Origin of the sequence: Curtobacterium sp. PhB25 (assembly GCF_004365375.1) — a bacterium.
GTDB lineage: Bacteria > Actinomycetota > Actinomycetes > Actinomycetales > Microbacteriaceae > Curtobacterium.
Genome location: NZ_SODR01000003.1, coordinates 1 through 22,297, shown reverse-complemented (window position 1 = coordinate 22,297; position 22,297 = coordinate 1). Strand labels below are relative to the sequence as shown.

Sequence of the window (22,297 nt, the reverse complement as noted above, 5' to 3'; positions counted from 1 at the left end):
AGATGTGGGCCGTTGCCCGACGACCGAGGTGGATCGCGCTGCTGTTGCTGGCGCTCGTGCTCGCGGCGGTGTTCGCCGGGCTGGGCAAGTGGCAGCTCGAGCGGAGCATCGCCAACGGCAAGCCGCTGCCGGCGACCACCGAGACCCGCAAGACGCTCGAGGCGGTCACCGCCCCGGAAGAACCCGCGAGCGAGACCATCGCCGGCCAGAAGGTCACCGTCACCGGCACGTTCGTCGCCGGCGACACCACGATCCTGACCGGCCGCACCGGGGGTGGGACGTACCAGACCGTCGGGCACTTGGTGGACTCGGATGGTGGGGCGAGCCTCCCGGTCGTCATCGGGTGGTCCGACCAACGGTCGGCTGCGGTCGCCGGTGGTGACCGCCTGACGGACGGGCAGACGCTCACGGTGCAGGGCCGGTACTACCCCGCCGAGTCGCCCGACCAGGACACCTACAAGCAGGCGGAGTACTCCGCCGTGGCACCCGCGCGCTTCGTGAACACCTGGAAGGCGTTCGACGACCGGATGTACCTCGGGTACGTCGTCGCCGACGGTGCCACCGCGCAGGCCGCCGACCTCGGCACCATCGCCGACCGGGCGCCGTCGCGCGAGGTCCAGTTCGACTGGCTGAACCTGTTCTACGCGATCGAGTGGGTCGTCTTCGCCGGCTTCGCGGTGTTCCTCTGGTACCGGTTCGTGAAGGACGCCTGGGAGCGCGAGGAAGAGGAGCGGCGTGAGGCTGCCCTCAGCGTCGACGGGGCCCTCGCGGACCGACGGTAGGCTGGTCGTCATGGCCTTGACCGTCCGAACCCGCGACATCCCGAAGATCCCGGGTGCGGTGAAGTGGTACCGCGTCTCCGCGTACATCACCGGTGTGCTGCTGCTGGCCCTCGTGATCGAGGTCATCATCAAGTACACGCCGCTCCAGCTCGAGATGCAGCTCGGCAACGGCCCGTTCTTCGTGCCGAACGGCACGGCCGGCGAAGCACCCGGCACGTTCAACCTGTCGATCGCGATCCTCATCGCGCACGGCTGGCTGTACGTCCTCTACCTCTTCACGGACTTCCGTCTGTGGAGCATCATGCGCTGGAAGCCCTCCCGCTTCCTGCTCATCGCCCTCGGTGGCATCATCCCGTTCATGTCCTTCGTGGTCGAACACCGCATGCAGCAGAAGGCCATGGACACCTACCACGAGCTGATCGCTGCCCAGCAGCGTGAGAAGGAGGCCGCTCGGTGAGCGAGACCGAACAGCGTCCCGTCCTCGTCGTCGACTTCGGGGCCCAGTACGCGCAGCTCATCGCGCGTCGGGTCCGTGAAGCGAACGTCTACAGCGAGATCGTCCCGCACTCCATCACGGCGGAGGAGATCCGCGCGAAGGACCCCGCAGCCATCGTGCTGTCCGGTGGTCCGTCGTCCGTGTACGAAGAAGGTGCACCGTCCCTCGACGGCGACATCCTCGACCTCGGCGTCCCCGTGCTCGGCATCTGCTACGGCTTCCAGGCCATGGCGACCGCCCTCGGTGGCGAGGTCGCGAACACCGGCCTGCGTGAGTACGGCGCGACGTCCGTCGACGTCAGCGGCACCGACAGCGTCCTGCTCGGCGGGCAGCCCGGGTCCCAGGTCACGTGGATGTCGCACGGCGACTCCGTGGCGAAGGCCCCCGAGGGCTTCGAGGTCCTCGCGTCGAGCGCGTCGACCCCCGTCGCGGCCTTCGCGTCCGACGAGCGCAAGCTCTACGGCGTGCAGTGGCACCCCGAGGTGAAGCACTCCGAGCACGGCCAGGCCGTCCTCGAGAACTTCCTGCACCGCGCCGCCGGTCTGCCCGGCGACTGGAACTCGAGCAACGTCATCGACGAGCAGGTCGCCCGGATCCAGGCCCAGGTCGGGTCGAACCGTGTGATCGCCGGCCTGTCCGGCGGTGTCGACTCCGCCGTCGCCGCAGCCATCGTGCACAAGGCCGTCGGTGACCAGCTCACCTGCGTCTTCGTCGACCACGGGCTCCTCCGTGCCGACGAGCGCAAGCAGGTCGAAGAGGACTACGTCGCCTCCACCGGTGTCCGGCTCATCACGATCGACGCCGAGCAGCAGTTCCTCGACGCCCTCGCCGGTGTGAGCGACCCCGAGCAGAAGCGCAAGATCATCGGGCGCGAGTTCATCCGCACGTTCGAGGCCGCAGCCGAGGCACTCGTGCTCGAGGCGCGTGGGGACGGTGACGACGGCGAGGTCAAGTTCCTCGTGCAGGGCACCCTCTACCCCGACGTCGTCGAGTCCGGCGGCGGAGCGGGTACCGCGAACATCAAGTCGCACCACAACGTGGGCGGCCTGCCCGAGGACATGACCTTCGAGCTCGTCGAGCCGCTCCGTGCGCTCTTCAAGGACGAGGTCCGTGCCGTCGGTCGCGAGCTCGGTCTGCCCGAGGTCATCGTCGGCCGCCAGCCGTTCCCCGGACCGGGGCTCGGCATCCGCATCGTGGGTTCGGTCGACAAGCAGCGGCTCGAGCTGCTCCGCGCCGCCGACAAGATCGCGCGCGAGGAACTCTCCGCAGCGGGCCTCGACGGGGAGATCTGGCAGTGCCCGGTCGTCCTGCTCGCCGACGTCCGCTCCGTGGGTGTCCAGGGTGACGGCCGGACCTACGGGCACCCGATCGTGCTCCGTCCGGTCTCGTCCGAGGACGCCATGACCGCCGACTGGACGCGCCTGCCGTACGACGTGCTCGCGAAGATCTCGAACCGCATCACGAACGAGGTGCCCGACGTCAACCGGGTCGTGCTCGACGTCACGTCGAAGCCGCCGGGGACGATCGAGTGGGAGTGACGCTCCCCTGAACGACCGGAGGCCCGGCACGCCCTGCGTGCCGGGCCTCCGCGCGTCCGGGGGCGGCGCTGCCGGGGGAATGGGTGCTGCTGGGGGTGGTCGAGTGGCGACAACACCCCGCGGGCCCGGTGCCGAGCGGTCACGAACTGTCGATTGGCCCCGGCCCGGGCGACACTTCGTGACCACTCGCCGGGCGACCGGCGGGGTGTTGCGACCACTGGCGCTGCCGCCGCTCCCGCCCACAGCACCCCGGGAACGACGAAGGGCCCCGGCAGCGCCGGGGCCCTTCGTGTACGCGGTGGTACTAGTTGCGCGCGCTGCTCGCGACGATGGCGAGGATGCGCAGGATCTCGAGGTACAGCCAGACGAGCGTCACGATGAGGCCGAACGCCGCGGTCCACGCGTAGATCTTCGGGGCGCCACGCTGGACACCGGTCTTGATCTGGTCGAAGTCGAGGATCAGCGAGTACGCCGCCATGACCACGACGAAGATGCCGATGAGGACGCCGAGCGGGATACCGAACAACGTCACACCCATGAGGCCGAAGGCGCTCTGGGTCACACCGGTCCACATCAGGACGAGGTTCACGAGCGAGAACGCCATGTACCCGACGATCGCGATGAGGAAGAAGCGGGTGGCCTTCGGGGTCGCACGGACCTTGCCCGACAGGAACAGGAGCAGCGTGACCGCGAACACCCCGAGGGTGCCGAACACGGCCTGGGCGACGATGCCGCCAGTCTGGGTGAAGTTGTACTCGAAGAAGTTCGAGATCCCGCCGACGAAGAGCCCCTCGAAGAACGCGTACGTCAGGATCAGACCCGGCGACGGCTTCTTCTTGAAGGTGTTCACGAGCGCCAGGACGAACCCGACGATCGCGCCGACGATCCACACGATCGGGGGCAGGTTCCAACCGGCCACCGCACCGACGAGCAGCACGCCGAAGGCGAGCAGCGTCTTGACGATGGTGTCCTCGTACGACATGCGGTCGGTGTCGACCGTCGATGCCGCCGGGCGGTCGTACATGTACTGCAGCTGCTCGGGGGTCATCCCGCCCTGTGCCTGCTGCGGGGTCTGTCCCCAGCCGGCCTGCTGCTGACCAGCGCCACGCCCGCCCCAGGTGTTGGGTCCCTGGGCGTTGAAGGCGGGGGACTGGTCGAAACCGGGCTTGAAGGCCATGGTGTCCTCTTCCTAGGAGATATGAGTCCTCTCAGCCTAGGTGCGCTCGGTCGCGGAAGGCTGAGGATTCGCGGCGAGCGGACGCGGGCCCGGAGGCCCTGACGACGGCAGCCTATGGGCACCCGCTGCGCGCGCGCCTCGAAGTCGTCGAGAGTCCGCCGTCCAACGCGCCGAGCCGGACGGCAGCGCCGAGCCCGACGGCACCGCCGGGTAGAGCCAGGTGACGAGCGCGACCGAGATCGTCATGAGCAGGAACCAGGCCACGATCTTCGTCGGGGCCACCGGGTGCCAGACGGCGAGCTGCGCGGGGTAGCTCCACGCTCCGGCCCAGGTCGCGACGTTCTCGGCGAACCAGATGAACACGGCGACGAGTCCCATGGCGACGAGTACCGGCATGCGCATCGTCGATCGGTGGATCCGGACGTGCATGGTCGTGCGGGCGAAGAGCAGGACGACGAGTGCGAGCAGGACCCAGCGGGCGTCGGGCAGGAAGTGGTGCCCGAAGAAGTTCAGGTACACGCCGGCAGCGACGACCGCGAGCAACCACTGCCGCGGGTACCGGTCGAACCGCAGGTCGAACAGGCGGTGCACACGGACCATGTACGACCCGACCGCGCCGTACATGAACCCGGAGAACAGCGGGACCCCGGCGATCACGAACAGCCCGCCGGGTTCGTACGACCACGAGCCCATGTGCGTCTTGAAGACCTCCATGGCGGTGCCGACGACGTGGAAGAGCAGGACGACCCGGAGTTCCCGCACAGTCTCGAGCCCGAACACGAGCATGCCGAGCTGCAGCAGCACCGCCACGACGGTCAGCGCGTCGTTCCGGAACGCCCCCGGCACGGTCAGCGAGGCCACGGCCATCGAACCGAGCAGCAGCGCCCCGAACGCGCACGCCCACGCCTGCTTCGCGCCGAACACCAGGAACTCGGTGACGAACAGCCGGACGGGCCGGTGCGGCTGGTGCCCGGCGTCGAGCAGTCGGCGGGCGGCACGGTCGATCCTGGCCTCGACGGCGGTGGAGAGCGATCGGACGGTCATGCAGCGATGGTCAGCGCCGATGCTGAGATGCACGGGCTCCGGCCGGGCGCGTGTGTCCCGCGACACAGGACGGTCCGCCGTCACCCTGGCCCAGTAGGGTCGCGCCATGACCCTCGTGATCGCCCACCGCGGTGCGTCCGGCTACCGCCCCGAGCACTCGCGGAGCGCGTACGAACTCGCCATCGAGCTCGGTGCCGACGCGATCGAGCCGGACCTGGTGCCCACGAAGGACGGCGTGCTCGTGCTCCGCCACGAGAACGAGGTGTCCGGCACCACCGACGTCGCGGACCACCCGGAGTTCCGGCACCTGCGCACGACGAAGACCGTCGACGGCCAGAGCCTGACCGGCTGGTTCACCGAGGACTTCACCTGGGCCGAGCTGCAGACGCTCCGCACCCGGGAACGTCTTCCCGCGCTGCGGCCCGGGTCGGCCGAGCACGACGGCGAGGAGCCGATCCTGCGCCTCGAGGACCTGCTCGCGATCCTCGACGCCGCGCCTCGTCCGGTCGGGCTGGTCGCCGAGGTCAAGCACGCGGCGTTCTTCGACCGCGCGGGCTTCCCGATGGGCGAACTCGTCGACCGCGCGCTCGGTGACGCCGGGTGGCGCCGTGACGAGCGGCTCACGGTCGAGAGCTTCGAGAAGGGCGTGCTCCGCGACCTGCGCGAGCGGCACACGGGTGGTCGGCTGGTGTACCTCCAGGAGGCCCGTGGCAGCGCCGCCGACGAGGTCGCGTCCCACGGATCGCTCGCCCCCACCTACGCCGCGGAGCGTTCCGAGGACGCGCTCGCGTCGTTCGCGACCGAGTTCCACGGCATCAGCGTCGACCTCGGCACGCTGATGGCCGGGGTGGACAGCGTCGCGCTCGAGGACCCGACGCCGGTCCGGAGCGCGATCGTCGACCGTGCGCACGCCGTGGGCCTCGCGGTGTACACGTGGACGCTCCGACCGGAGAACCGGTTCCTGCCCGGGCCGCTGCGCCGCGGTGGGGACGTCGCGGCCTTCGGCGACTGGGAGCGCTGGTACACCTCGGTGATTCGGACCGGCCTCGACGGGGTGTTCGCGGACCACACCGACCTGGCGGTCCTCGCCCGGTCGGCTGTCGGGGGTCCCGCTTAGACTGTCCAGAACATGACGATCGTGCTCGACCCCTTCGAATCGACGCCCGAGCCGGGCGCCGGTGCCCGTGCGTACGAAGACCCGTTCACCGCGGGTCTGAACCCCCAGCAGAAGGAAGCCGTCGAGTACCGCGGCGAGTCCCTGCTGATCGTGGCCGGTGCCGGATCCGGCAAGACGAGCGTCCTCACGCGCCGCATCGCGCTGCTGCTCGCCAACCGTGAAGCCTGGCCGTCGCAGATCCTCGCGATCACCTTCACGAACAAGGCCGCGGCCGAGATGCGTGAGCGCGTCCGGGCCCTGGTGGGTGGCGAGTCCGACGGCATGTGGATCTCGACGTTCCACTCGGCGTGCGTGCGCATCCTCCGGCGCGAGGCGGAGCGGTTCGGGTTCGCGCAGTCGTTCACGATCTACGACTCCGCCGACTCCAAGGCCCTGCTGAAGCGGATCATCAAGGACCTCGAGGCGGACACGCTCGGGCTCACGGTGGGCGCCGCGGCGTCGAAGATCTCGAAGCTCAAGAACGAGCTGCAGGACATCGACTCGTACGCGCGCAACATCAACGTGAACGACCCGCAGGAAGTCATGTTCACCGAGGTCTTCCGTCGGTACACGAACGACCTGCGCCGGGCGAACGCCTTCGACTTCGACGACCTCATCGGCCAGACCGTCTTCCTGTTCCGGGCGTTCCCCGAGGTCGCTGCGCTCTACCAGCGGCGCTTCCGCTTCATCCTGGTCGACGAGTACCAGGACACCAACCACGCGCAGTACTCCCTGATCCGCGAGCTCACGCGTCCGGTGCCGGTCGAGCAGGTCGACAAGCTCGAGGACTCCGGCCAGCACGTCGCCCGCATGCGCGAGCGCGACGGGTCGATCGCCGGAGCGTCCCTGACCGTCGTGGGCGACTCGGACCAGTCGATCTACGCGTTCCGCGGGGCCGACATCCGCAACATCGTCGAGTTCGAGCGCGACTTCCCGAACTCCAAGGTGATCCTGCTCGAGCAGAACTACCGCTCGACGCAGACCATCCTCGACGCCGCGAACGCCGTCATCGCGAACAACTTCGACCGTCAGGCGAAGAACCTGTTCACCGACGTCGGCGCGGGCGAGAAGATCGTCGGCTTCACCGGGTACACCGGCCACGACGAGGCCCAGTTCGTCGCCGACGAGATCCAGCGCCTGCGCGAGGACGGCATGGACTACCGCGACATGGCGGTGTTCTACCGGACGAACTCGCAGACCCGTGCGCTCGAGGAGATCTTCATCCGCGCCGCGATCCCGTACCGGGTGCTCGGCGGCACGAAGTTCTACGAGCGCGCCGAGATCAAGGACGCCATGGCGTACCTGATCACCGTGGCGAACCCCGCCGACCCGATGGCGCTCCGTCGTGTGCTCAACGTGCCGAAGCGCGGCATCGGCTCCGTCACCGAGACGACCCTGCAGCGCTACGCCGACGAGCACGAGACCACGATGCGCGATGCCCTGCGGCACGCGGGTGAGCTCGGCTTCGGGCCGAAGGTGCGGAACGCCATCACCGAGTTCGCGGCGCTGCTGGACTCCGTGTCCGAGAAGGCCCCGACGCAGCCGGTCGTCGACACCCTGACCCAGCTGCTCGACGGCTCCCACCTGCTCGAGAACCTGCGGAAGTCGCCCGACGCGCAGGACGCCGCCCGGGCCGACAACATCGACGAGCTCGTGGCGGTGACGCGCGAGTTCCAGAAGAACAACCCCGAGGGCACGCTGACGGACTTCCTGACCGAGGTCTCGTTGGTGGCCGCGGCGGACGAGCTCGACGACTCGTCCGGCACGGTGTCGCTCATGACCCTGCACACGGCCAAGGGACTGGAGTACGAGGCCGTGTTCCTGACCGGCGTCGAGGAAGACCTGCTGCCGCACCGGATGTCCGCGAACGAACCGGGTGGTCCGTCGGAGGAACGCCGGCTGTTCTACGTCGGCATCACCCGCGCGAAGAAGGTCCTGTTCCTGTCGCTGGCGATGACCCGCGCCCAGTTCGGTGACGTCAACGTCGCCATGCCGTCGCGCTTCCTGCAGGAGATCCCCGAGGGGCTCATCGAGTGGAAGCAGTCGCCGGGCATGGCGAACAGCCGTGGTGGCACGCAGCCCCGCGCGCTCAACGCGAAGCGCGAGGGCGGCATCGGCGGCGGCGGTGGCGGTGGTTACCGCGGCGGTGGCGGCTGGGGCGGTGGCTCGTACGACCGCGCGGCCGCTGCGTCGAAGACCCGCCCGAAGACCGAGTGGGCGAACCGGGTGTCCGGCCAGGTCCGCGACAACGGCGACATGGAACTCGTCGCTGGCGACCGGATCAAGCACGTCGACTTCGGCGAGGGCACCGTCTCGGCGGTGACCGGTCAGGGCGCGAAGCGCATCGCCGAGATCGCGTTCGACTCCGCGGGCCGCAAGAAGCTGCTCATCAAGATCGCGCCGATCGAGAAGCTCTAGCCAGAGCTGGCTGAACGTCCGTACACCCCGCCGGTTCCCCGGCGGGGTGCGTTCGTCGTGGGTACGAGGACGTCGCGCCACGCCCGAGACCTGGGAGTCCACCCCTGTTCGGGTGACACCGAAATCGAGGTGAGGTTAGCCTTACCTAACGTGACACCCATCGAACTGCTGACCACTGCCAACGCCGAGCGCTACCGGTCGACCGTCGGGTCGACGGTGGACCAGCTCGCCGACCGACTCGCCACCGTCGACCGCCCGACGACCGCGACCGCCCCGGAAGCGCTCCACGACCGGGTGCGCGCGGTCGACCTGGACGCCGCTCCCGTCGGGACGGAACGGGCGCTCGCCGAACTCGACGACCTGTTCGTCCGCGAGGCCGTGTGGTTCCACGACCCCGGCTACCTCGCGCACCTGAACTGCCCGGTCGCACTGCCCGCGGTCGCCGCCGAGTCCGTCCTCGCCGCGGTGAACCCGTCGGTCGACACCTGGGACCAGTCCCGCATCGGCACGGACATCGAACGCCACGTCGTCGACTGGCTGGCCCGTCGTGCCGGGTTCACTGCCGGCGACGGGGTGTTCACCTCGGGCGGTTCGCAGTCCAACCTGCAGGCGCTGCTGCTGGCGCGCGAAGCGGTCGGCGTTGCCGGAACCGTGTTCACGACGGCGGAGACCCACTTCAGCATCGCGAAGTCGGCACGACTCCTCGGTCTCGAGGCCGTGGTCGACGTCGCCACCGACCACGCCGGTCGGATGCGGCCGGCAGCCCTCGCGGAGGCGATCGCCGCGACCCGGGCAGCGGGCCGTACCCCGATCGCGGTCGTCGCGACCGCCGGCACCACCGACCGCGGGGTCATCGACCCGATCGAGCCGATCGCCGACGTGTGTGATCTCGAGGACGTCTGGCTGCACGTCGACGCCGCGTACGGCTGCGGACTGCTCGTCTCCCCGACGCGTCGGCACCTGCTCGCCGGCATCGAGCGGGCGCGCAGCGTGACGACCGATCTGCACAAGTCCTTCTTCCAGCCGGTGTCCTCGAGCGCACTGCTCGTCCGTGACCCGGCCGACCTGCGCCGGACGGCCTGGTACGCCGACTACCTCAACCCCGAGGACGCTGCCGAGCCGAACCAGGTCGACAAGTCGCTGCAGACCACCCGCCGCTTCGACGCCCTGAAGCTCTGGGCCACCCTGCGCGCGACCGGGGCCGACGCGATCGGCACCGCGTTCGACGCCGTCATCGACCTCGCCGCCGCCACCCACCGGATCGTCGAGGAGCACCCCGACCTGGTGCTCGTCGCCCCGACGCAGCTCAGCACCGTGCTCTTCCGCTGGCAGCCGGCCGGGGTGACCGACGAGCAGGCCGACGCGCTCGTCGCCCCGATCCGTGCGGCGCTGCTCGCCGAGGGCCGGGTCCTCATCGCGAAGACCGTGATCGACGGCCGACCCTGCAACAAGCTGACGCTGCTCAACCCCGAGACCACCCCGGCGCAGATGCGCGCCTCGCTCGAGCACGTCGCCGCGACGGCAGCACGGGTCCGCGCGACCACCACCACCCCGGAAGGAGCGATCCGATGAGCCACGTTGAGCAGCCCGTCCACGACCTGATCGGCATCGGCATCGGCCCGTTCAACCTCGGCCTCGCCTGCCTCACCGACCCGCTCGACGACCTCGACGCCGTGTTCCTCGACGCCGCCGACGGCTTCGCCTGGCACCACGGCATGATGCTCGACGACGCCACGATCCAGGTGCCCTTCATGGCGGACCTGGTGACGATGGCCGACCCGACCTCGCCGTTCTCGTTCCTCGCGTGGCTCAAGGAGACCGGCCGCCTGTACCCGTTCTACATCCGCGAGGACTTCCACCCCCTGCGCAGCGAGTACGACGCCTACTGCCGGTGGGCCGCCGACCGGCTCGACACGCTCCGGTGGGGCCGGTCCGTCACGGCGGTCGAGCACGACCCGGCGACGGACGTGTTCACGGTGCACGCCGAGACCGATCAGGGTCCCGAGACGTACCGCGCACGCCACGTCGTGGTCGGCATCGGGACGGAGCCGTCGGTCCCCGCCCCGCTGCGGGGGATCGCCGGACCGGTGATCCACTCCGCCGAGTTCCTGCCGAACCGCGACGCGCTCCGCGGTGCCGCCTCGATCGCGGTGGTCGGCAGCGGGCAGTCCGCTGCCGAGGTCTACCGCGAGCTGCTCGAGGACCTGCGCCAGGACGGCTACCGACTCGACTGGATCACCCGGTCGCCGCGGTTCTTCCCGATGGAGGACACGAAGCTCACACTCGAGATGACGAGTCCGGAGTACACGGACCACTTCCACGGCCTGCCCGAGGATGCTCGCGACCGTCTCGGGCGCGAGCAGCGCGGGCTGTACAAGGGCATCAGTGCGGACCTGGTCGACGAGCTCTACGACCAGCTGTACCGGATCAGCGCTCGAGGCCCGATCCCGACGACCCTGCGCACCGAGACGAGTGTCGTCGACGCCGAGTGGCTCGCGGACCGGGGGACGTACCGGCTGACGCTCCGCCACGAGCAGCTCGACGAGACCTACGAGCACGAGGTCGAGCGGCTGGTCCTGGCGACCGGGTACACGCCGCGCACGCCACGGTTCCTCGACCCCGTCGAGCACCTCGTCGCCCGTGACTCCCGTGGTCGCCTGGCCGTCGCGCGCGATCACCACGTCGACACCCTCGGCGGACGCATCTGGATGCAGAACGCCGAGGAGCACACGCACGGCCTGACCGCGCCCGACCTCGGCATGGGTGCGTGGCGGAACGCGTCGATCATCCGGTCCGTCACGGGTCGCCCCGTGTACGGCCTGGAGGCCCGGATCGCCTTCCAGGAGTTCGGCCTGCCCGCCACGGGTCAGTCCACGACCCCACCCGACGGCGCGCACCGCGCGCCGGCCCGGCAGGCGACCGAGCGCACGGAGGTGCCCGCATGAGCGCGCACGTGACGGGCGCCGATCTGACGGGCACTGCACTGGCCGGTGCGCCCGAGGCGACGGTGTCTGCCGGAGCTGCTCCGGGCCTCCTGGCCGTCGAACCCGTGGTCCCGGAACGCGACGCCGCCGTCGTCCAGTCGTGGCTCGCCCACCCGGCGTCGTCGTGGTGGGAGATGGGCGACCTCGACGTGGACGGCGTCCGGGACTACCTGACCGGCGTGCAGGCGGACCCGGCGCAGGCTGCGTGGCTCGGCCGACGCGACGGTGAGCCGTGCTTCCTGGTCGAGACCTACGACCCCGCCGCCGTCCTGCTCACCGACGTGTGGGCGGCGGAGCCCGGCGACGTCGGCATGCACCTGCTCGTCGCACCGGTGCCGGCCGGCGGCCGCGTGCACGGACTGACGAGCGCCGTGATGCGCGCCGTCGTCGAGCACTGCCGCGACGTCCTCGGCGCGCGGCGGGTCGTCGTCGAGCCGGACGTGCGGAACACCGCGGTGCAGGCGAAGAACGCCGAGGTGGGCTTCCGCGCGCTGCGCCAGGTCGACGTCGACGGCAAGCGGGCACTGTTGTCGGTGCTCGACACCGACCGGATCGGCGTGCCCGACGACGACGGTCCGGCCGCGCACCTGCGACCCGAGCACCTGGAACCCGCCGAACGGCACCTGGTGGCGAAGGCCATCGCCGAGTTCACCCACGAGCGGCTGATCGCACCCGTGCCGGACGGGGAGGGGTGGCGGCTCGACGCGGGGGACTCGACCTACCGGTTTCGGGCACGGCAGCACGTGCTCGAACACTGGTCGATCGACGAAGCCTCGCTGACGCGCACTCGCGCTGGGATGCCGGCGTCGCTCAGCGCGCAGGACTTCGTGCTCGAACTGCACGAGGTGCTCGGGATCCCGGACGAGCTGCTCGGGACGTACCTGGAGGAGATCGCGTCGACGCTGGCGAGCGCCGCTGCGAAGCACCGGAGGGGTGGGCCGTCCGCCGCGCAGCTCGCGCGTGGTCGGTCCGCTGCGGGCTCGTCCGTCGAGGCCGTCGTTGCCTCGTTCCAGGACGTCGAGGCAGCGATGACCGAGGGTCACCCGGCCTTCGTCGCCGCGAACGGGCGGATCGGGTTCGGACTCGATGAGTACCGGGCCTTCGCACCCGAGGTCGGCGGCCGGTTCCGGTACCGGTGGCTCGCCGCCCGACGGGAGCACACGCACCTGGCGCTCGCCGCGGACCGGACCGAGCGCGACCACTGGTCGGCCGAGCTCGACCCGCAGACCATCGCTGGGTTCCGGGCCGTGCTCGTGTCCCGCGGCCTCGACCCCGACGACTACGTGTGGATCCCGGTGCACCCCTGGCAGTGGCAGCACCGGATCGCCGTGACGTTCGCACCCGACCTGGGGCGGCAGGACCTCGTCGACCTCGGCGAGGGGCCGGACGAGTACCAGCCCCAGCAGTCCATCCGCACCGCGTTCGACCACTCGGACCCGACCCGCTCGTACGTCAAGACGGCGCTCGCCGTGCAGAACATGGGGTTCCTGCGGGGGATGTCGCCCGCGTACATGCGGAACACTCCGGCCGTGAACGACTGGGTGGACTCGCTCGTCAGCGCGGACCCGACGCTGGCTGCCGCCGGCTTCTCGGTGCTCCGCGAGCACGCGGCCATCGGCTACACCGGCGACGCGTACCACCGGGTCGACGTGTCGTCGCCGCAGCGCAAGATGCTCGCGGCACTGTGGCGGGAGAGCCCGATCCCGCGGCTGGCGGAGGGCGAACGGCTGCTCACCATGGCGGCGCTGCTGCACCGGGACGCCTCGGGGAATGCCGTCGTCTCAGCGCTGATCGAGGCGTCGGGGCTGCCTGCCGACGAGTGGGTGCGGCGCTGGCTCGACGCGTACCTGTTGCCCGTCGTGCACTGCCTGACCGTGCACGACCTGGTGTTCATGCCGCACGGCGAGAACCTCGTGCTCGTCGTCCGCGACGGCGCCGTTGTCCGTGCCGTCATGAAGGACATCGGGGAAGAGGCAGCGGTGCTCGGGCGCCACGACGATCGTCCCGTGCCCGCCGACATCGACCGGATCGTGCACCCGGTGTCCGACGACGAAGCGGCCCTCGCGGTGTTCACCGACGTGTTCGACGGGGTGCTGCGGTTCGTCGCGGCGATCCTCGACGACGACGGGGTGCTGCCGGAAGGCCGGTTCTGGGAGGTCGTGGGGGAGTGCATCGACGCGCACGCCGCCGCGCACCCGGACCGCCGCCGTCCGTTGGACCTGCGGGTGCCGACGTTCGAGCACTCCTGCCTGAACCGGCTGCAGCTGCGGAACACCCTGTCGATGGTCGACCTGGCGGACCAGTCGTCGTCGCTCATCCGGGCGGGGGCGATGGCGAACCCGATCGGGCGGTAGGGGCTGCGCGGCGGACGGCGGACCTACTCGGTGCGAGGTTGACCACTCCGTGCAGCGCAAGAAGCGCGCACGGAGTGGTCAACCTCGCACCAGCCGGAGCGGCGCCGGTGCGGGGTGCGGGAGACTGGCCTGGTGCAGACGGGCGGGGGCGGCGCGATGGACGAGGTCACGGTCGACATCGGGCACGTTGTCGACGCGGATCAGACCTGGCGCCGTGCATTCCGGCTAGTCAGGCGCATCCGAGGCGCCGGACTGTTGCTCGGCGGGGCGGTCCTCGTCGGGGGAGTCGTCGTCGCGGACCGGCCGAGAGACCGCGGTACCGCAGTGGTCCTGGTCGGCACGGTGCTGGTTGCCGCGGGGCTCATCGCCCTCGGGTACCTGGTCACGCGACGCCGGCTCCGGCTGGCCCGGGCTGCGCGGACGACGGCCGTCGATGCCGGTGTCGCTCGTGTCCTCACGCAGGCGCGGGCTGCTGGCGTCCCCGACCTCGACCCTGCCAGCGTTCGACGTGTGTTGGTCGAGACCGACAACGGACCGGGGCCCTGGTACGACCCGAAGCTCGGTCCGCACACATGGCCGGTGTGGCGCGTGCGGACCACCGACCCCACGGCGACGGTGTTCGTGGTGGCCAGGAAGTCCGACGACGCCCGGTCGCTGACGATCACCGTCGAGTCCGCGAAGCCGTCGTGGTGGCAGCGGGACTGACCGGGAGCGGACTCGACTACGGCTGCAGGCGGGTGGCCGACCAGGCGCCGTCGGCGAGCACGTACTGCAAGCGGCGGTGCATCCGGTCGCGGCTGCCGTGCCAGAACTCCACCACGTCGGGCTCGAGCCGCCACGCGACCCACCCGGCCGGCCGTGGGACGGCGTCGTCGGACTCGTCGAGCAGCACGTTGGCGTCGTCGATCAAGTCCTGCAGCGTCCGCGGTTCGAGCACGGCGGACTGGTCCGCGATGGCCGTGGCGGCGCGGGACTTCGGCGACCGGTCGGCGAACAGCGCGTCGGATTCGTCGTCGGACAGCTGCACCGCCCGGCCCTCGAACCGGAGCTGCTGCATGGTCTCGCGCCAGTAGACCTGGAGTGCCGCGTGCGGGTTGTCGGCGAGCTGACGACCCTTCGGGCTCAGCGTCGAGGTGCCGAACACGAGCCCGCGGTCGTCGAGTCGCTTCACGTCGACCGTGCGGGCGGACACTCGGCCGTCCACACCTGCCGTGGCGAGGGTCATCGACTTCGGCTCGGAGACGTCGCGTTCGTCCGCGGCATCCAGCCACTGCTGCGCGAGGTCGAGCGGCGACGCCGGGGGTGCGTCGAACTCGGGCAGGTGCAGGGAGTCGTCACCGGACAAGGAAGAGGACATGGGTCCACCCAACCGTGCTCAGTTCTGCCACGTCCAGGCTGCCGGGGGACGCCCGCCCCGGGGTCCCGCACTCGCTGGGAGCTCGACCCGGGCAAGCGCGGTGTTCGTACGGAGCGTCCGGTTGAGGTTGCCCGGATCCGGTGTGGTCCCCGTCAGGGCGATCCGCAGCCGAGCGGCGTCCGCCGTGGTGAACGGATCGCCGAGCAGCGCTCGTGTGAACGGCAGGTCTGACCAGAGGAGGACCCGTGCGCGCTCGAGCGCCGAGTCGACGATCCGGTCGTGGTCGAACGGCAGTCCGAGCGGCAGCGCGCCGACGTCGTGCCACGTTGCGTCGGCGTGCGCTGCCGGGTCGATGACCGCGAGGAACGCGATGCTGATCGCGGAGCTCCGTGGATCGCGGTCGGGTCCGTCGAACGCGCCGACCTGCGCGAGGTGGCGCACCGCTGCCGGGCCGACGCCGGTCTTGGTCCGCAGGGCGCGCCGCGCACCGTCGGCGAGGATCTCGGTGCCGTCGAGGAGCACGCCGGGGAGCGCTTCCTGTCCGGCGTACGGTGCGTACGCCCGACGCGCGGTGGCGACCCGCAAACCGTCCGTCGTCACGAAGGACACCGGGACGACGTCGATCGCGATGAGCGGTTGGTCGCGGATCGCCGCTGCGGCATCGGTCACGCGGTGGCCGCCCGGCGGGTGGCACGAGCCGAACGCTCGTCGCGGAGCGTCTGGCGGACGTCGGCGAAGGACTGGAGGCGCGTGAAGCGGCCGTCGACCCACACCGGCTGGAGCAGGCTGGTCGCCTCGTCGTCGGCCGTGGCCTGGTCGGTCTGCCGGATCTCGCCGGTCTCGTCGCGGTGCAGGGCGATGCGGCCCTTCGCGCTCTTCTTGCCGCTGCCGGTCTTCGGGTCCTTCTGGATGTCGACGGGCTCGCCGTCGACGAGTGCCCACGTGGCCTTGACCGCGCTGCCGAGGTTGTCGCGGGTCATGTACTGGTACGTGTACGACCCGATGCCGAGCACGATGTTGTCGCTCGAGTACCCCTTGGCGGCCAGGCGCTCGTAGATGCGACGGGCACGGTCGAGCGTGATGCTGTCGCCGTAGATGACGCCGATGTGCTGGTCGAGGACCTTGAAGCCCTGCTCGTTCACGGTGTGCCCGAAGATCTCGTCGAGCAGTTCGACGACGCCCTTCTGCTCGTGGCTGCGGTCGGCGGCGAACAGTTCGGCCTGGTCGACACCGTGCACGGTGCCGGTGACGATGTCGACCGGGTCGCCCGAGTCGGGTCGGATGACGAGCTTGCCGTCACGACCGGTGATGCGGTCCTTGAGCTGCGGCAGGGTCTCGGTGATGACCTTGAACAGGTCGAAGCCGTCGCTGACCGCCGAGACGATGCCCGTCGGGTACACGTCGAGGATCTGCTCGAAGGTCGCCAGCTCGCCGTCGGCGCCGCGGACGCACATCACGCTGTGCTCGGTGGCGGGCACGCTCGCGGCCACCCAACCGTTGTCGCCCGGGTAGTAGCGGTCGATGAAGTCGAGCGACGGCATCGAGTCAGTGCCGAGGAACGAGAGCAGGTGGCCCGCGCCACCCGCTGCGGCCGACTCGATGCTCGACTGCCCACGGAACGAGAAGTCGTGCGCGGCGAAGTCGATGCCGGCCGGGACCGCGCCGGTGCGGGCGGCCCAGTCCTCCATCAGGTCGCGGTACTCGAGCGCCTTCGTCGCGACCGTCGACGGGTGCCAGATCGACGCCGACAGGGCAGTCTCGATGTAGTTGGGCAGCCAGTAGAACTCGTCGATCGTGTTCTCGACGGTGAGGGTCGCGACACCGATCGGGGCGAGGGTGCCCTCGGGCAGCGCACGGATCTCGAGGGGCAGGTAGCCGAGGCGGTGCAGGGCCCGGACGTGGTCGGTGCCGATGTGGTTCGGGCCGAAGTAGCTCTGCAGTGCGTCGTCGAAGAGCCGGACGACCTCGTCTTCGTCCGCCGCGAAGAACGGTGCCCAGGCCTCGACGAGCGAGCGCTGAATGAACGCCTGCAGCCCGAAGACCACGGCGTGCGTCGACTCGGGCATGTGCGCGTTCGACCGGTTCGTCCAGTTGATCAGGATGCGGGTGGTGCCGGCCGGGTAGACCTGCCGGTGCGAGTGCTTGTAGCCGTCGACGGCCAGCAGCGGCGCGATCGGGCTCGCCGTGGTGATGCGCGGCTCGATCCCCGTGGTCGTTCCGGCGTTCGCGGTGGTCGTGGTGCTCGTGGTCTGCGTCATCGGATCTGCTCCGTCAGGTAGGGGGTGAGTGCGATCGTGCGCAGGCCGTCGATGGCGTTCTGCGCGGGGTACGAGTCGGTGGTGACGATCTCGCCGAAGTGGTCGGCGAGCTGTGCTGCCCGCCCGGAGAAGACGCCGTGCGAGACCCAGAGGCCGAGGCGTTCCTTGGGCAGGCCCGTCGAGCCCGCGAGCCCCATGAACGTGCCGCCGCCGTCGCAGATGTCGTCGACCACCAGGAACCGGCCGGTGTCGGGCAGGGGTTCGCAGGTGAAGCCGTCGAGCTTGCCGGTGTCGGGGTTGCGGTGCTTCTCGGCCCGGTAGAGCGGCAGCCCGCACGCCTCGGCGACCGCGGTTGCACGGGGGACCGCGCCCTTGTCCGGAGCGATGATGCCGGTGTACGGGGCGCCGCCGTCGTGCTCGGGTGCGCCGACCACGGCGTCACGGACGACCTGCTCGCTCGTGATGACGGTCAGGTTGTCGACCAGGCCGACGATGACCGGCGAGTGCGGGTCGAACGCGATGACCTGGTCGAGGTGGAAGCCGTTGAGGACATCCGCGTAGACCTTCGCGCCGAACGGCAAGCCGCGGTCTTGCCGGGCTCCGGGCAGGTAGGGGACGAGCGCGACGGACCTCGATCCGCGCTGCCGCACGGCGTCCGCCCACATGCCGAGCATGATCAGGTCGTCGCCGCTCGTGCCGCGCAGGGTCGCGATCTCGGTGAGTCCCCCCGGCTCGGCGGTGTCGTTCGCGACCTTGACGTGGGCTTCACCGGCGGGGAACCGCATGGTGGAGAACGTCGCTGTCGTCTGGTTGCCCTGGGCGTCCCAGGTGCTGAGTTCGACTGCCATGGCTCGACCGTACCACGGTATTTGTCAGGAGGACAAGAACGCAGCCTCGATCGCTGCCTGCGCTCCAGCCCGCCACGGCCGCGGCAGCCCTCCGGAACGTTCCACCACGAAGATCGCCGGGTGCGGGCGGTCGCCGAGGGCGGGTCTGATCGCCGCAGCCGTCGCCCGGGGGTCTCGGGCCAGCACCACGGGGAGCGACCACCGACCCGAACGGAGCATGAGCGACCGCCCGGGCGAGACGGTGTCGGCGATGATCGCGGCCCAGAGGCCGGCGGCCGTCCCGAGCGGCGTCGATGTCACGGACCGGAGCGTGGCGAGCACCGGCGGCCGAGGAGGTGGGAGGAACTCCGTACCGGCGCGGGACGGGCCCGCCGGGTCGATGACGAACCGTACCGACCCCGTGGCCTCGCGCTGGCGGAGCGTGTCGCTGGAGATGCGCTGCGTCCCGGCACCGAAGTCGGTCGGACGGTCGGTCGGATCGCTGTAGGCCCACTGCACCGCGGCACCGTGGTCGAGCTGCTCCCGTTCCGGTCGGCCGCGCGAGTCGACGACCACGTGCAGTTCGACCGGGACGCCGACCCGCTGGACCAGGACCGCCGGGCGTCCACGGCGTATCGGTCTCACTGCCGTTCGACGTGCGCGAGCGGCTGCTGCTGACGGACCCACGTGGCGTGCTCGACGGGGAGCTCGTCGATCCAGGCGGTGAGGACCGGCACCGGCACGTCGTGCGCGCGTGCGACCTCGAACACGATCTCGGAGAAGGCGAACGCGGCGTCACGGTCCGCCGTCGCCACCACGACCATGAGGTCCTCGGGCACGATGTCGACACCGTGGCGGAACAGCCACACCCGGACCACGCCCGGTGTGAGCGGAGCTCGTTCCGCGAGCGCGTCGGAGAACCCCTGGGACGCGGACGGTGCCGGGCGGAGCGTGACCTCGGCTCCGTCGGGGAACGGACCACCCGCGGCGATGACCGTCTGCCTCTCGTCGGGCTGCACGACCTGCGGGTAGGGCTGGTCGATGTCGAGCACGAGACCCCAGTCAGCAGGCAGGCCGGCGACCAGACGTGACATCGGCAGTGACAGCGGCGTCGCCGCGACCCCGGCCGGGATGCGGGCGACGGCCGCTGCGGGATCGGTGAAGGCCAGCGCGAGGGGGGTGCCCTCGGGGCTGACGACGCCGAGTGGGATTCCCTGCTCGTCGTGTCGGAGCGCGACGACCTCGGCAGCTGCGAACGCGAACCGCGAGCGCACCATCAGGGCGCGTCGCTGTGCGGAGGTGAGGTTCGTGGTGGTGCTCATCAGGAGAAGATCCTCGCGAACAGGCTCGGTCGTGCCGCCGACGGGGGTGTGAACACGAGCGCGAACGTCGGGTGCAGCGGGTCGCCGGGGTGGGGGATGTCGCGGATGATCGCGTACCCGTCGGAGAGTACCTCTGACTGGACGCCCTGCGGGAACACGAACCGGGCGAGCAGTTCGGCCCAGTCGTCGGCTCCGCGGATCTCGGTGCCCCACGTCGGGCGGACGACACCGGACAGCGTCGTGTACGCACCGAGGTCGGGACGAACGTCGTACCCGAGGTCGCCGATCGTGCGGACGATCGGAGCGAGTCTGCCCCAACCCTGTTCGTACGGGCCGGTCGACGGCACGGTGTACGTTCCGCGGGCATCGGCCGGCAGCGGTTCCACGGTCTTCTCGATGCGGGACACCGTCGTCGGCACCACCCCGGGTTCGTGGCGGTCGATCGCTGCTCGGTCCGGGCTCAACGTCGTGCGGAAGCGGCGCGGTTCGTACTCGTTCCACCAGCCGTCCTCGATGTTCGCGTCGGTCCGGCCGTCGACGGCGAACGATGCGACGTGGAACGAGTCCGGCAGGGCCACCGACTCGAGGACCGCGGGTGCGGAAGTCGTGTGGACGAGCGCCGCGCGCGGGACGACGACCTGTCGCCCGCGTTCGAACAGCGTGCCGTCGAGATCCTCGACCTCGTGGCCATCGTCCGACAGGGCGTTGAGCAGTCGCAGGCTCGCGCCGTACTCCGGCCACAGTGGGTCGACGGTGTCGGTGATGGTCCACCGGCCGTCCGCGGCGCGCTCGGGCAGGGCGTTCCAGGACGGTGAACGGTCCAGGAGCTCGTGACCCGCCCGGGTGACGCCGCTGCGGGTCACCGCAGTCGGTCCTGGACGGACTGCGTCGCCTCGCTGATGTCCCACGGCGCCGTCACGATGCCCGCCGCGACGGCCGGCCCGCGCGAGCCGAGGTCGTGCAGCGCGTTCGCGTACTGGTTCGTCGTGAGGACCCCCGGCTGTGGACTCCGCGTGGCCGGGTCCATCAGCACCTGGTTCATCCCGTCGGGGACGACGTTCCCCGCCTGGTCGACCGGGCTGAGCACGCCGGTGTTCACCAGGTCGCTCGTCGACTTGTCCGTGAAGAGCTGGTGCTGCCCGCCACCGCCGAACTGGGTGTTCGCCTGCGCGGTGCCCTCGGCGTGTGGCAGCGGTTGGTTCACCAGGTAGCTGTCGCCGGTGTTGCGGTAGTCGGGGTGCGTGGACGCTCCTGCCGGGACGCCGTCGTGACCGGCGTGGGACTGGACGCCCACCTGCACGGACTCGCTGTAGTTCGAGGCGCTGCCGCCGGCGTGCATGGTGCCGTCAGGGACGTAGAAGTTGCCGTGGCCAGGACCGCTGATCTGGAGCGTCTGCCCGACGAGCGAGTCGGCGTCGCCGTTCGCCCAGCGGTCGACACCGAGGTAGCCACTCTGGAAGCCGCCCTTGCCACCCTGCCAGTGCCGCGCGAGCTCGGCGAGGGAGGACCCGCCGTTGTCCCAGTACGCCTGCGTGGCCTTGTTCGCGATCTCCGGCATCGACCGGACCGAGGCGATGAAGCCGTCGCCCGGACGTCGGAGTGCACCGACCGCCGCGGAACCGCCGTGCACGGCGAGGGCGCGGAGCGACTCGACCGAGCGGAGGGCTGCACCGTGGCGCAGGTTGTTGACGAGGTGCAGACCCGGCGCGAACAGCTGTCGGCTCTCCGAGGCGACGTGTCGACCGGCCGAGCTGAACTTGGCAGCGAGTGAGGCGCCCTTCGCGAACTCCTCGCCGATCTTCGCCGCGGTGGTGATCCCCTTCATCCCCGGGATGCAGTCGAGCAGCGCGAAGGCGAGGTCCCACCCATCGGCGGTGCCCTTCGACATCTTGTACAGGGTGTCGGCGAGGACGAGCAGGGCTGCCCCGAGCACGATCCAGGCGAGTGGCCCGCCGATGATCATGACGATGATCCCGCCCACGGCGACGACGACCTTCGCGATGGAGACGATGGTCTCCCACGCCTCGGACCCGAAGATCTTGTCCCACGTGGACTGCTTCCCGAGCCCCGCGTCAGCCGCTTCACCGATCTTCGTCGCGGTCCGCTGCTCCGCGTCCTGCCAGTCACCCTTCGCATCCGCGACGAGCCGCCTCGCTGCGTCGATCCGGGACTGCGCCGCCGCGATGTCGCCCTGCGCGGACGACACGGACCCCTGCGCGACGGAAGCGTTGTCGGACGCCGCCCGCAACTGCGCCGGCGACGGCACGTCCACCCCGTCGGGCACCTCGGAGCCAGCCGGGTACTTCTCCGCGACCTTCGACAGGTCGGACGATGCCGACTGGTAGTGCGACAGGTTCGACTGCGCGTCGGAGAGCCGGTCCTGCGCCGCGGCGAGGTCCCCGGAGGCGTCCTTCGCGTCCGCGAGCGCACCATCAGCCCGGTACTGGGTGTCATCGACCGTGTCCGCCCACCCCGACAACGCCGTCGCGGCGAGTTCGTACGAGTCGACGAGCTTGGTCAGGTCCGACGGGGTGTCCTCGATCGCGTCGATGAACACATCGGCCGCTTCACCCTCCCAGTCGGT

19 protein-coding genes are annotated in these 22,297 nt (G+C 70.5%); 9 read left to right on the top strand and 10 right to left on the bottom strand.

The genetic code is table 11. The features are described 5' to 3' along the window. Positions 1 to 2 precede the first annotated feature (2 nt). Genes EDF51_RS06850 through guaA form a run of 3 tightly spaced genes read left to right on the top strand, consistent with a single transcriptional unit; the run spans position 3 to position 2,816 of the window. Positions 3 to 782, top strand: a complete 780-nt coding sequence (locus tag EDF51_RS06850) for an SURF1 family cytochrome oxidase biogenesis protein (protein WP_123671443.1) — start codon at positions 3 to 5, stop codon at positions 780 to 782. A 10-nt stretch (positions 783 to 792) separates the two neighbouring features. After that, positions 793 to 1,239 carry a DUF3817 domain-containing protein gene (locus tag EDF51_RS06845; RefSeq protein WP_111083416.1) on the top strand — a complete coding sequence of 149 codons (447 nt, stop codon included), beginning with the start codon at positions 793 to 795 and terminating at the stop codon, positions 1,237 to 1,239. Next, positions 1,236 to 2,816, top strand: a complete 1,581-nt coding sequence (gene guaA, locus EDF51_RS06840; RefSeq protein WP_111083415.1) for a glutamine-hydrolyzing GMP synthase — start codon at positions 1,236 to 1,238, stop codon at positions 2,814 to 2,816. Before EDF51_RS06845 ends, guaA begins: the two co-directional genes overlap by 4 nt. Before the next feature lie 304 nt (positions 2,817 to 3,120). On the opposite strand, the gene EDF51_RS06835 is transcribed toward guaA, so the two are convergent. Beyond that, a complete protein-coding gene (locus tag EDF51_RS06835) occupies positions 3,121 to 3,993 on the bottom strand; it encodes a Bax inhibitor-1/YccA family protein (RefSeq protein ID WP_111083414.1) in 873 nt (290 codons plus the stop codon). Between the two features lie 36 nt (positions 3,994 to 4,029). Continuing rightward, positions 4,030 to 5,037 carry a DUF817 domain-containing protein gene (locus EDF51_RS06830; protein ID WP_133937320.1) on the bottom strand — a complete coding sequence of 336 codons (1,008 nt, stop codon included), beginning with the start codon at positions 5,035 to 5,037 and terminating at the stop codon, positions 4,030 to 4,032. Positions 5,038 to 5,143: 106 nt separating this feature from the next. Between EDF51_RS06830 and EDF51_RS06825 the strand changes: the two genes are divergently transcribed. From EDF51_RS06825 to EDF51_RS06800, 6 genes are all read left to right on the top strand, one after another. Next, positions 5,144 to 6,154 (top strand): glycerophosphodiester phosphodiesterase family protein, encoded by a 1,011-nt coding sequence (locus EDF51_RS06825; RefSeq protein ID WP_131877618.1) that lies wholly within the window; start codon positions 5,144 to 5,146, stop codon positions 6,152 to 6,154. Positions 6,155 to 6,166: 12 nt separating this feature from the next. Then, complete coding sequence (locus EDF51_RS06820; RefSeq protein WP_123293192.1) at positions 6,167 to 8,611, top strand: UvrD-helicase domain-containing protein; 2,445 nt, start codon at positions 6,167 to 6,169, stop codon at positions 8,609 to 8,611. A 150-nt stretch (positions 8,612 to 8,761) separates the two neighbouring features. After that, positions 8,762 to 10,183: a pyridoxal-dependent decarboxylase gene (locus EDF51_RS06815; protein ID WP_133937316.1), complete on the top strand. Its 1,422-nt coding sequence runs from the start codon at positions 8,762 to 8,764 to the stop codon at positions 10,181 to 10,183. Then, entirely contained in the window at positions 10,180 to 11,556 is a 1,377-nt protein-coding gene (locus EDF51_RS06810) for a SidA/IucD/PvdA family monooxygenase (protein WP_133937314.1), read from the top strand. Before EDF51_RS06815 ends, EDF51_RS06810 begins: the two co-directional genes overlap by 4 nt. Beyond that, on the top strand, positions 11,553 to 13,949 hold the full coding sequence (locus tag EDF51_RS06805; RefSeq protein WP_134194329.1) for a GNAT family N-acetyltransferase: 2,397 nt from the start codon (positions 11,553 to 11,555) through the stop codon (positions 13,947 to 13,949). Before EDF51_RS06810 ends, EDF51_RS06805 begins: the two co-directional genes overlap by 4 nt. 132 nt (positions 13,950 to 14,081) lie before the next feature. Next, positions 14,082 to 14,654, top strand: a complete 573-nt coding sequence (locus EDF51_RS06800; protein ID WP_133937310.1) for a hypothetical protein — start codon at positions 14,082 to 14,084, stop codon at positions 14,652 to 14,654. A gap of 16 nt (positions 14,655 to 14,670) precedes the next feature. On the opposite strand, the gene EDF51_RS06795 is transcribed toward EDF51_RS06800, so the two are convergent. The 8 genes from EDF51_RS06795 to EDF51_RS19815 form a co-directional block, all read right to left on the bottom strand. Beyond that, entirely contained in the window at positions 14,671 to 15,306 is a 636-nt protein-coding gene (locus EDF51_RS06795; RefSeq protein ID WP_131922731.1) for a pyridoxal 5'-phosphate synthase, read from the bottom strand. 18 nt (positions 15,307 to 15,324) lie between these two features. After that, positions 15,325 to 15,975 (bottom strand): NUDIX hydrolase, encoded by a 651-nt coding sequence (locus EDF51_RS06790; protein ID WP_131845983.1) that lies wholly within the window; start codon positions 15,973 to 15,975, stop codon positions 15,325 to 15,327. After that, positions 15,972 to 17,564: a nicotinate phosphoribosyltransferase gene (locus EDF51_RS06785; protein WP_133937308.1), complete on the bottom strand. Its 1,593-nt coding sequence runs from the start codon at positions 17,562 to 17,564 to the stop codon at positions 15,972 to 15,974. Before EDF51_RS06785 ends, EDF51_RS06790 begins: the two co-directional genes overlap by 4 nt. Continuing rightward, a complete protein-coding gene (locus tag EDF51_RS06780) occupies positions 17,561 to 18,412 on the bottom strand; it encodes a phosphoribosyltransferase family protein (protein ID WP_133937306.1) in 852 nt (283 codons plus the stop codon). The genes EDF51_RS06785 and EDF51_RS06780 overlap by 4 nt, the downstream gene beginning before the upstream one ends. Positions 18,413 to 18,436: 24 nt before the next feature. Next, entirely contained in the window at positions 18,437 to 19,036 is a 600-nt protein-coding gene (locus EDF51_RS06775; protein WP_133937304.1) for a hypothetical protein, read from the bottom strand. Next, positions 19,033 to 19,713: a hypothetical protein gene (locus EDF51_RS06770; protein WP_133937302.1), complete on the bottom strand. Its 681-nt coding sequence runs from the start codon at positions 19,711 to 19,713 to the stop codon at positions 19,033 to 19,035. Before EDF51_RS06770 ends, EDF51_RS06775 begins: the two co-directional genes overlap by 4 nt. Next, entirely contained in the window at positions 19,713 to 20,576 is an 864-nt protein-coding gene (locus EDF51_RS06765; protein ID WP_134194327.1) for a hypothetical protein, read from the bottom strand. Before EDF51_RS06765 ends, EDF51_RS06770 begins: the two co-directional genes overlap by 1 nt. Next, positions 20,573 to 22,297 (bottom strand): putative T7SS-secreted protein (locus EDF51_RS19815; RefSeq protein ID WP_208321827.1); only part of this gene is annotated, 1,725 nt, incomplete at its 5' end. The genes EDF51_RS06765 and EDF51_RS19815, both read right to left, overlap by 4 nt.

Excerpts from the sequence above, each read along its gene's own strand:
- EDF51_RS06850 (WP_123671443.1), top strand. The coding sequence starts at position 3 with ATGTGGGCCGTTGCCCGACGACCGAGGTGGATCGCGCTGCTGTTGCTG.
- EDF51_RS06845 (WP_111083416.1), top strand. The coding sequence starts at position 793 with ATGGCCTTGACCGTCCGAACCCGCGACATCCCGAAGATCCCGGGTGCG.
- EDF51_RS06835 (WP_111083414.1), bottom strand. The coding sequence starts at position 3,993 with ATGGCCTTCAAGCCCGGTTTCGACCAGTCCCCCGCCTTCAACGCCCAG.
- EDF51_RS06830 (WP_133937320.1), bottom strand. The coding sequence starts at position 5,037 with ATGACCGTCCGATCGCTCTCCACCGCCGTCGAGGCCAGGATCGACCGT.
- EDF51_RS06825 (WP_131877618.1), top strand. The coding sequence starts at position 5,144 with ATGACCCTCGTGATCGCCCACCGCGGTGCGTCCGGCTACCGCCCCGAG.
- EDF51_RS06820 (WP_123293192.1), top strand. The coding sequence starts at position 6,167 with ATGACGATCGTGCTCGACCCCTTCGAATCGACGCCCGAGCCGGGCGCC.
- EDF51_RS06810 (WP_133937314.1), top strand. The coding sequence starts at position 10,180 with ATGAGCCACGTTGAGCAGCCCGTCCACGACCTGATCGGCATCGGCATC.
- EDF51_RS06805 (WP_134194329.1), top strand. The coding sequence starts at position 11,553 with ATGAGCGCGCACGTGACGGGCGCCGATCTGACGGGCACTGCACTGGCC.
- EDF51_RS06795 (WP_131922731.1), bottom strand. The coding sequence starts at position 15,306 with ATGTCCTCTTCCTTGTCCGGTGACGACTCCCTGCACCTGCCCGAGTTC.
- EDF51_RS06785 (WP_133937308.1), bottom strand. The coding sequence starts at position 17,564 with ATGACGCAGACCACGAGCACCACGACCACCGCGAACGCCGGAACGACC.
- EDF51_RS06780 (WP_133937306.1), bottom strand. The coding sequence starts at position 18,412 with ATGGCAGTCGAACTCAGCACCTGGGACGCCCAGGGCAACCAGACGACA.
- EDF51_RS06770 (WP_133937302.1), bottom strand. The coding sequence starts at position 19,713 with ATGAGCACCACCACGAACCTCACCTCCGCACAGCGACGCGCCCTGATG.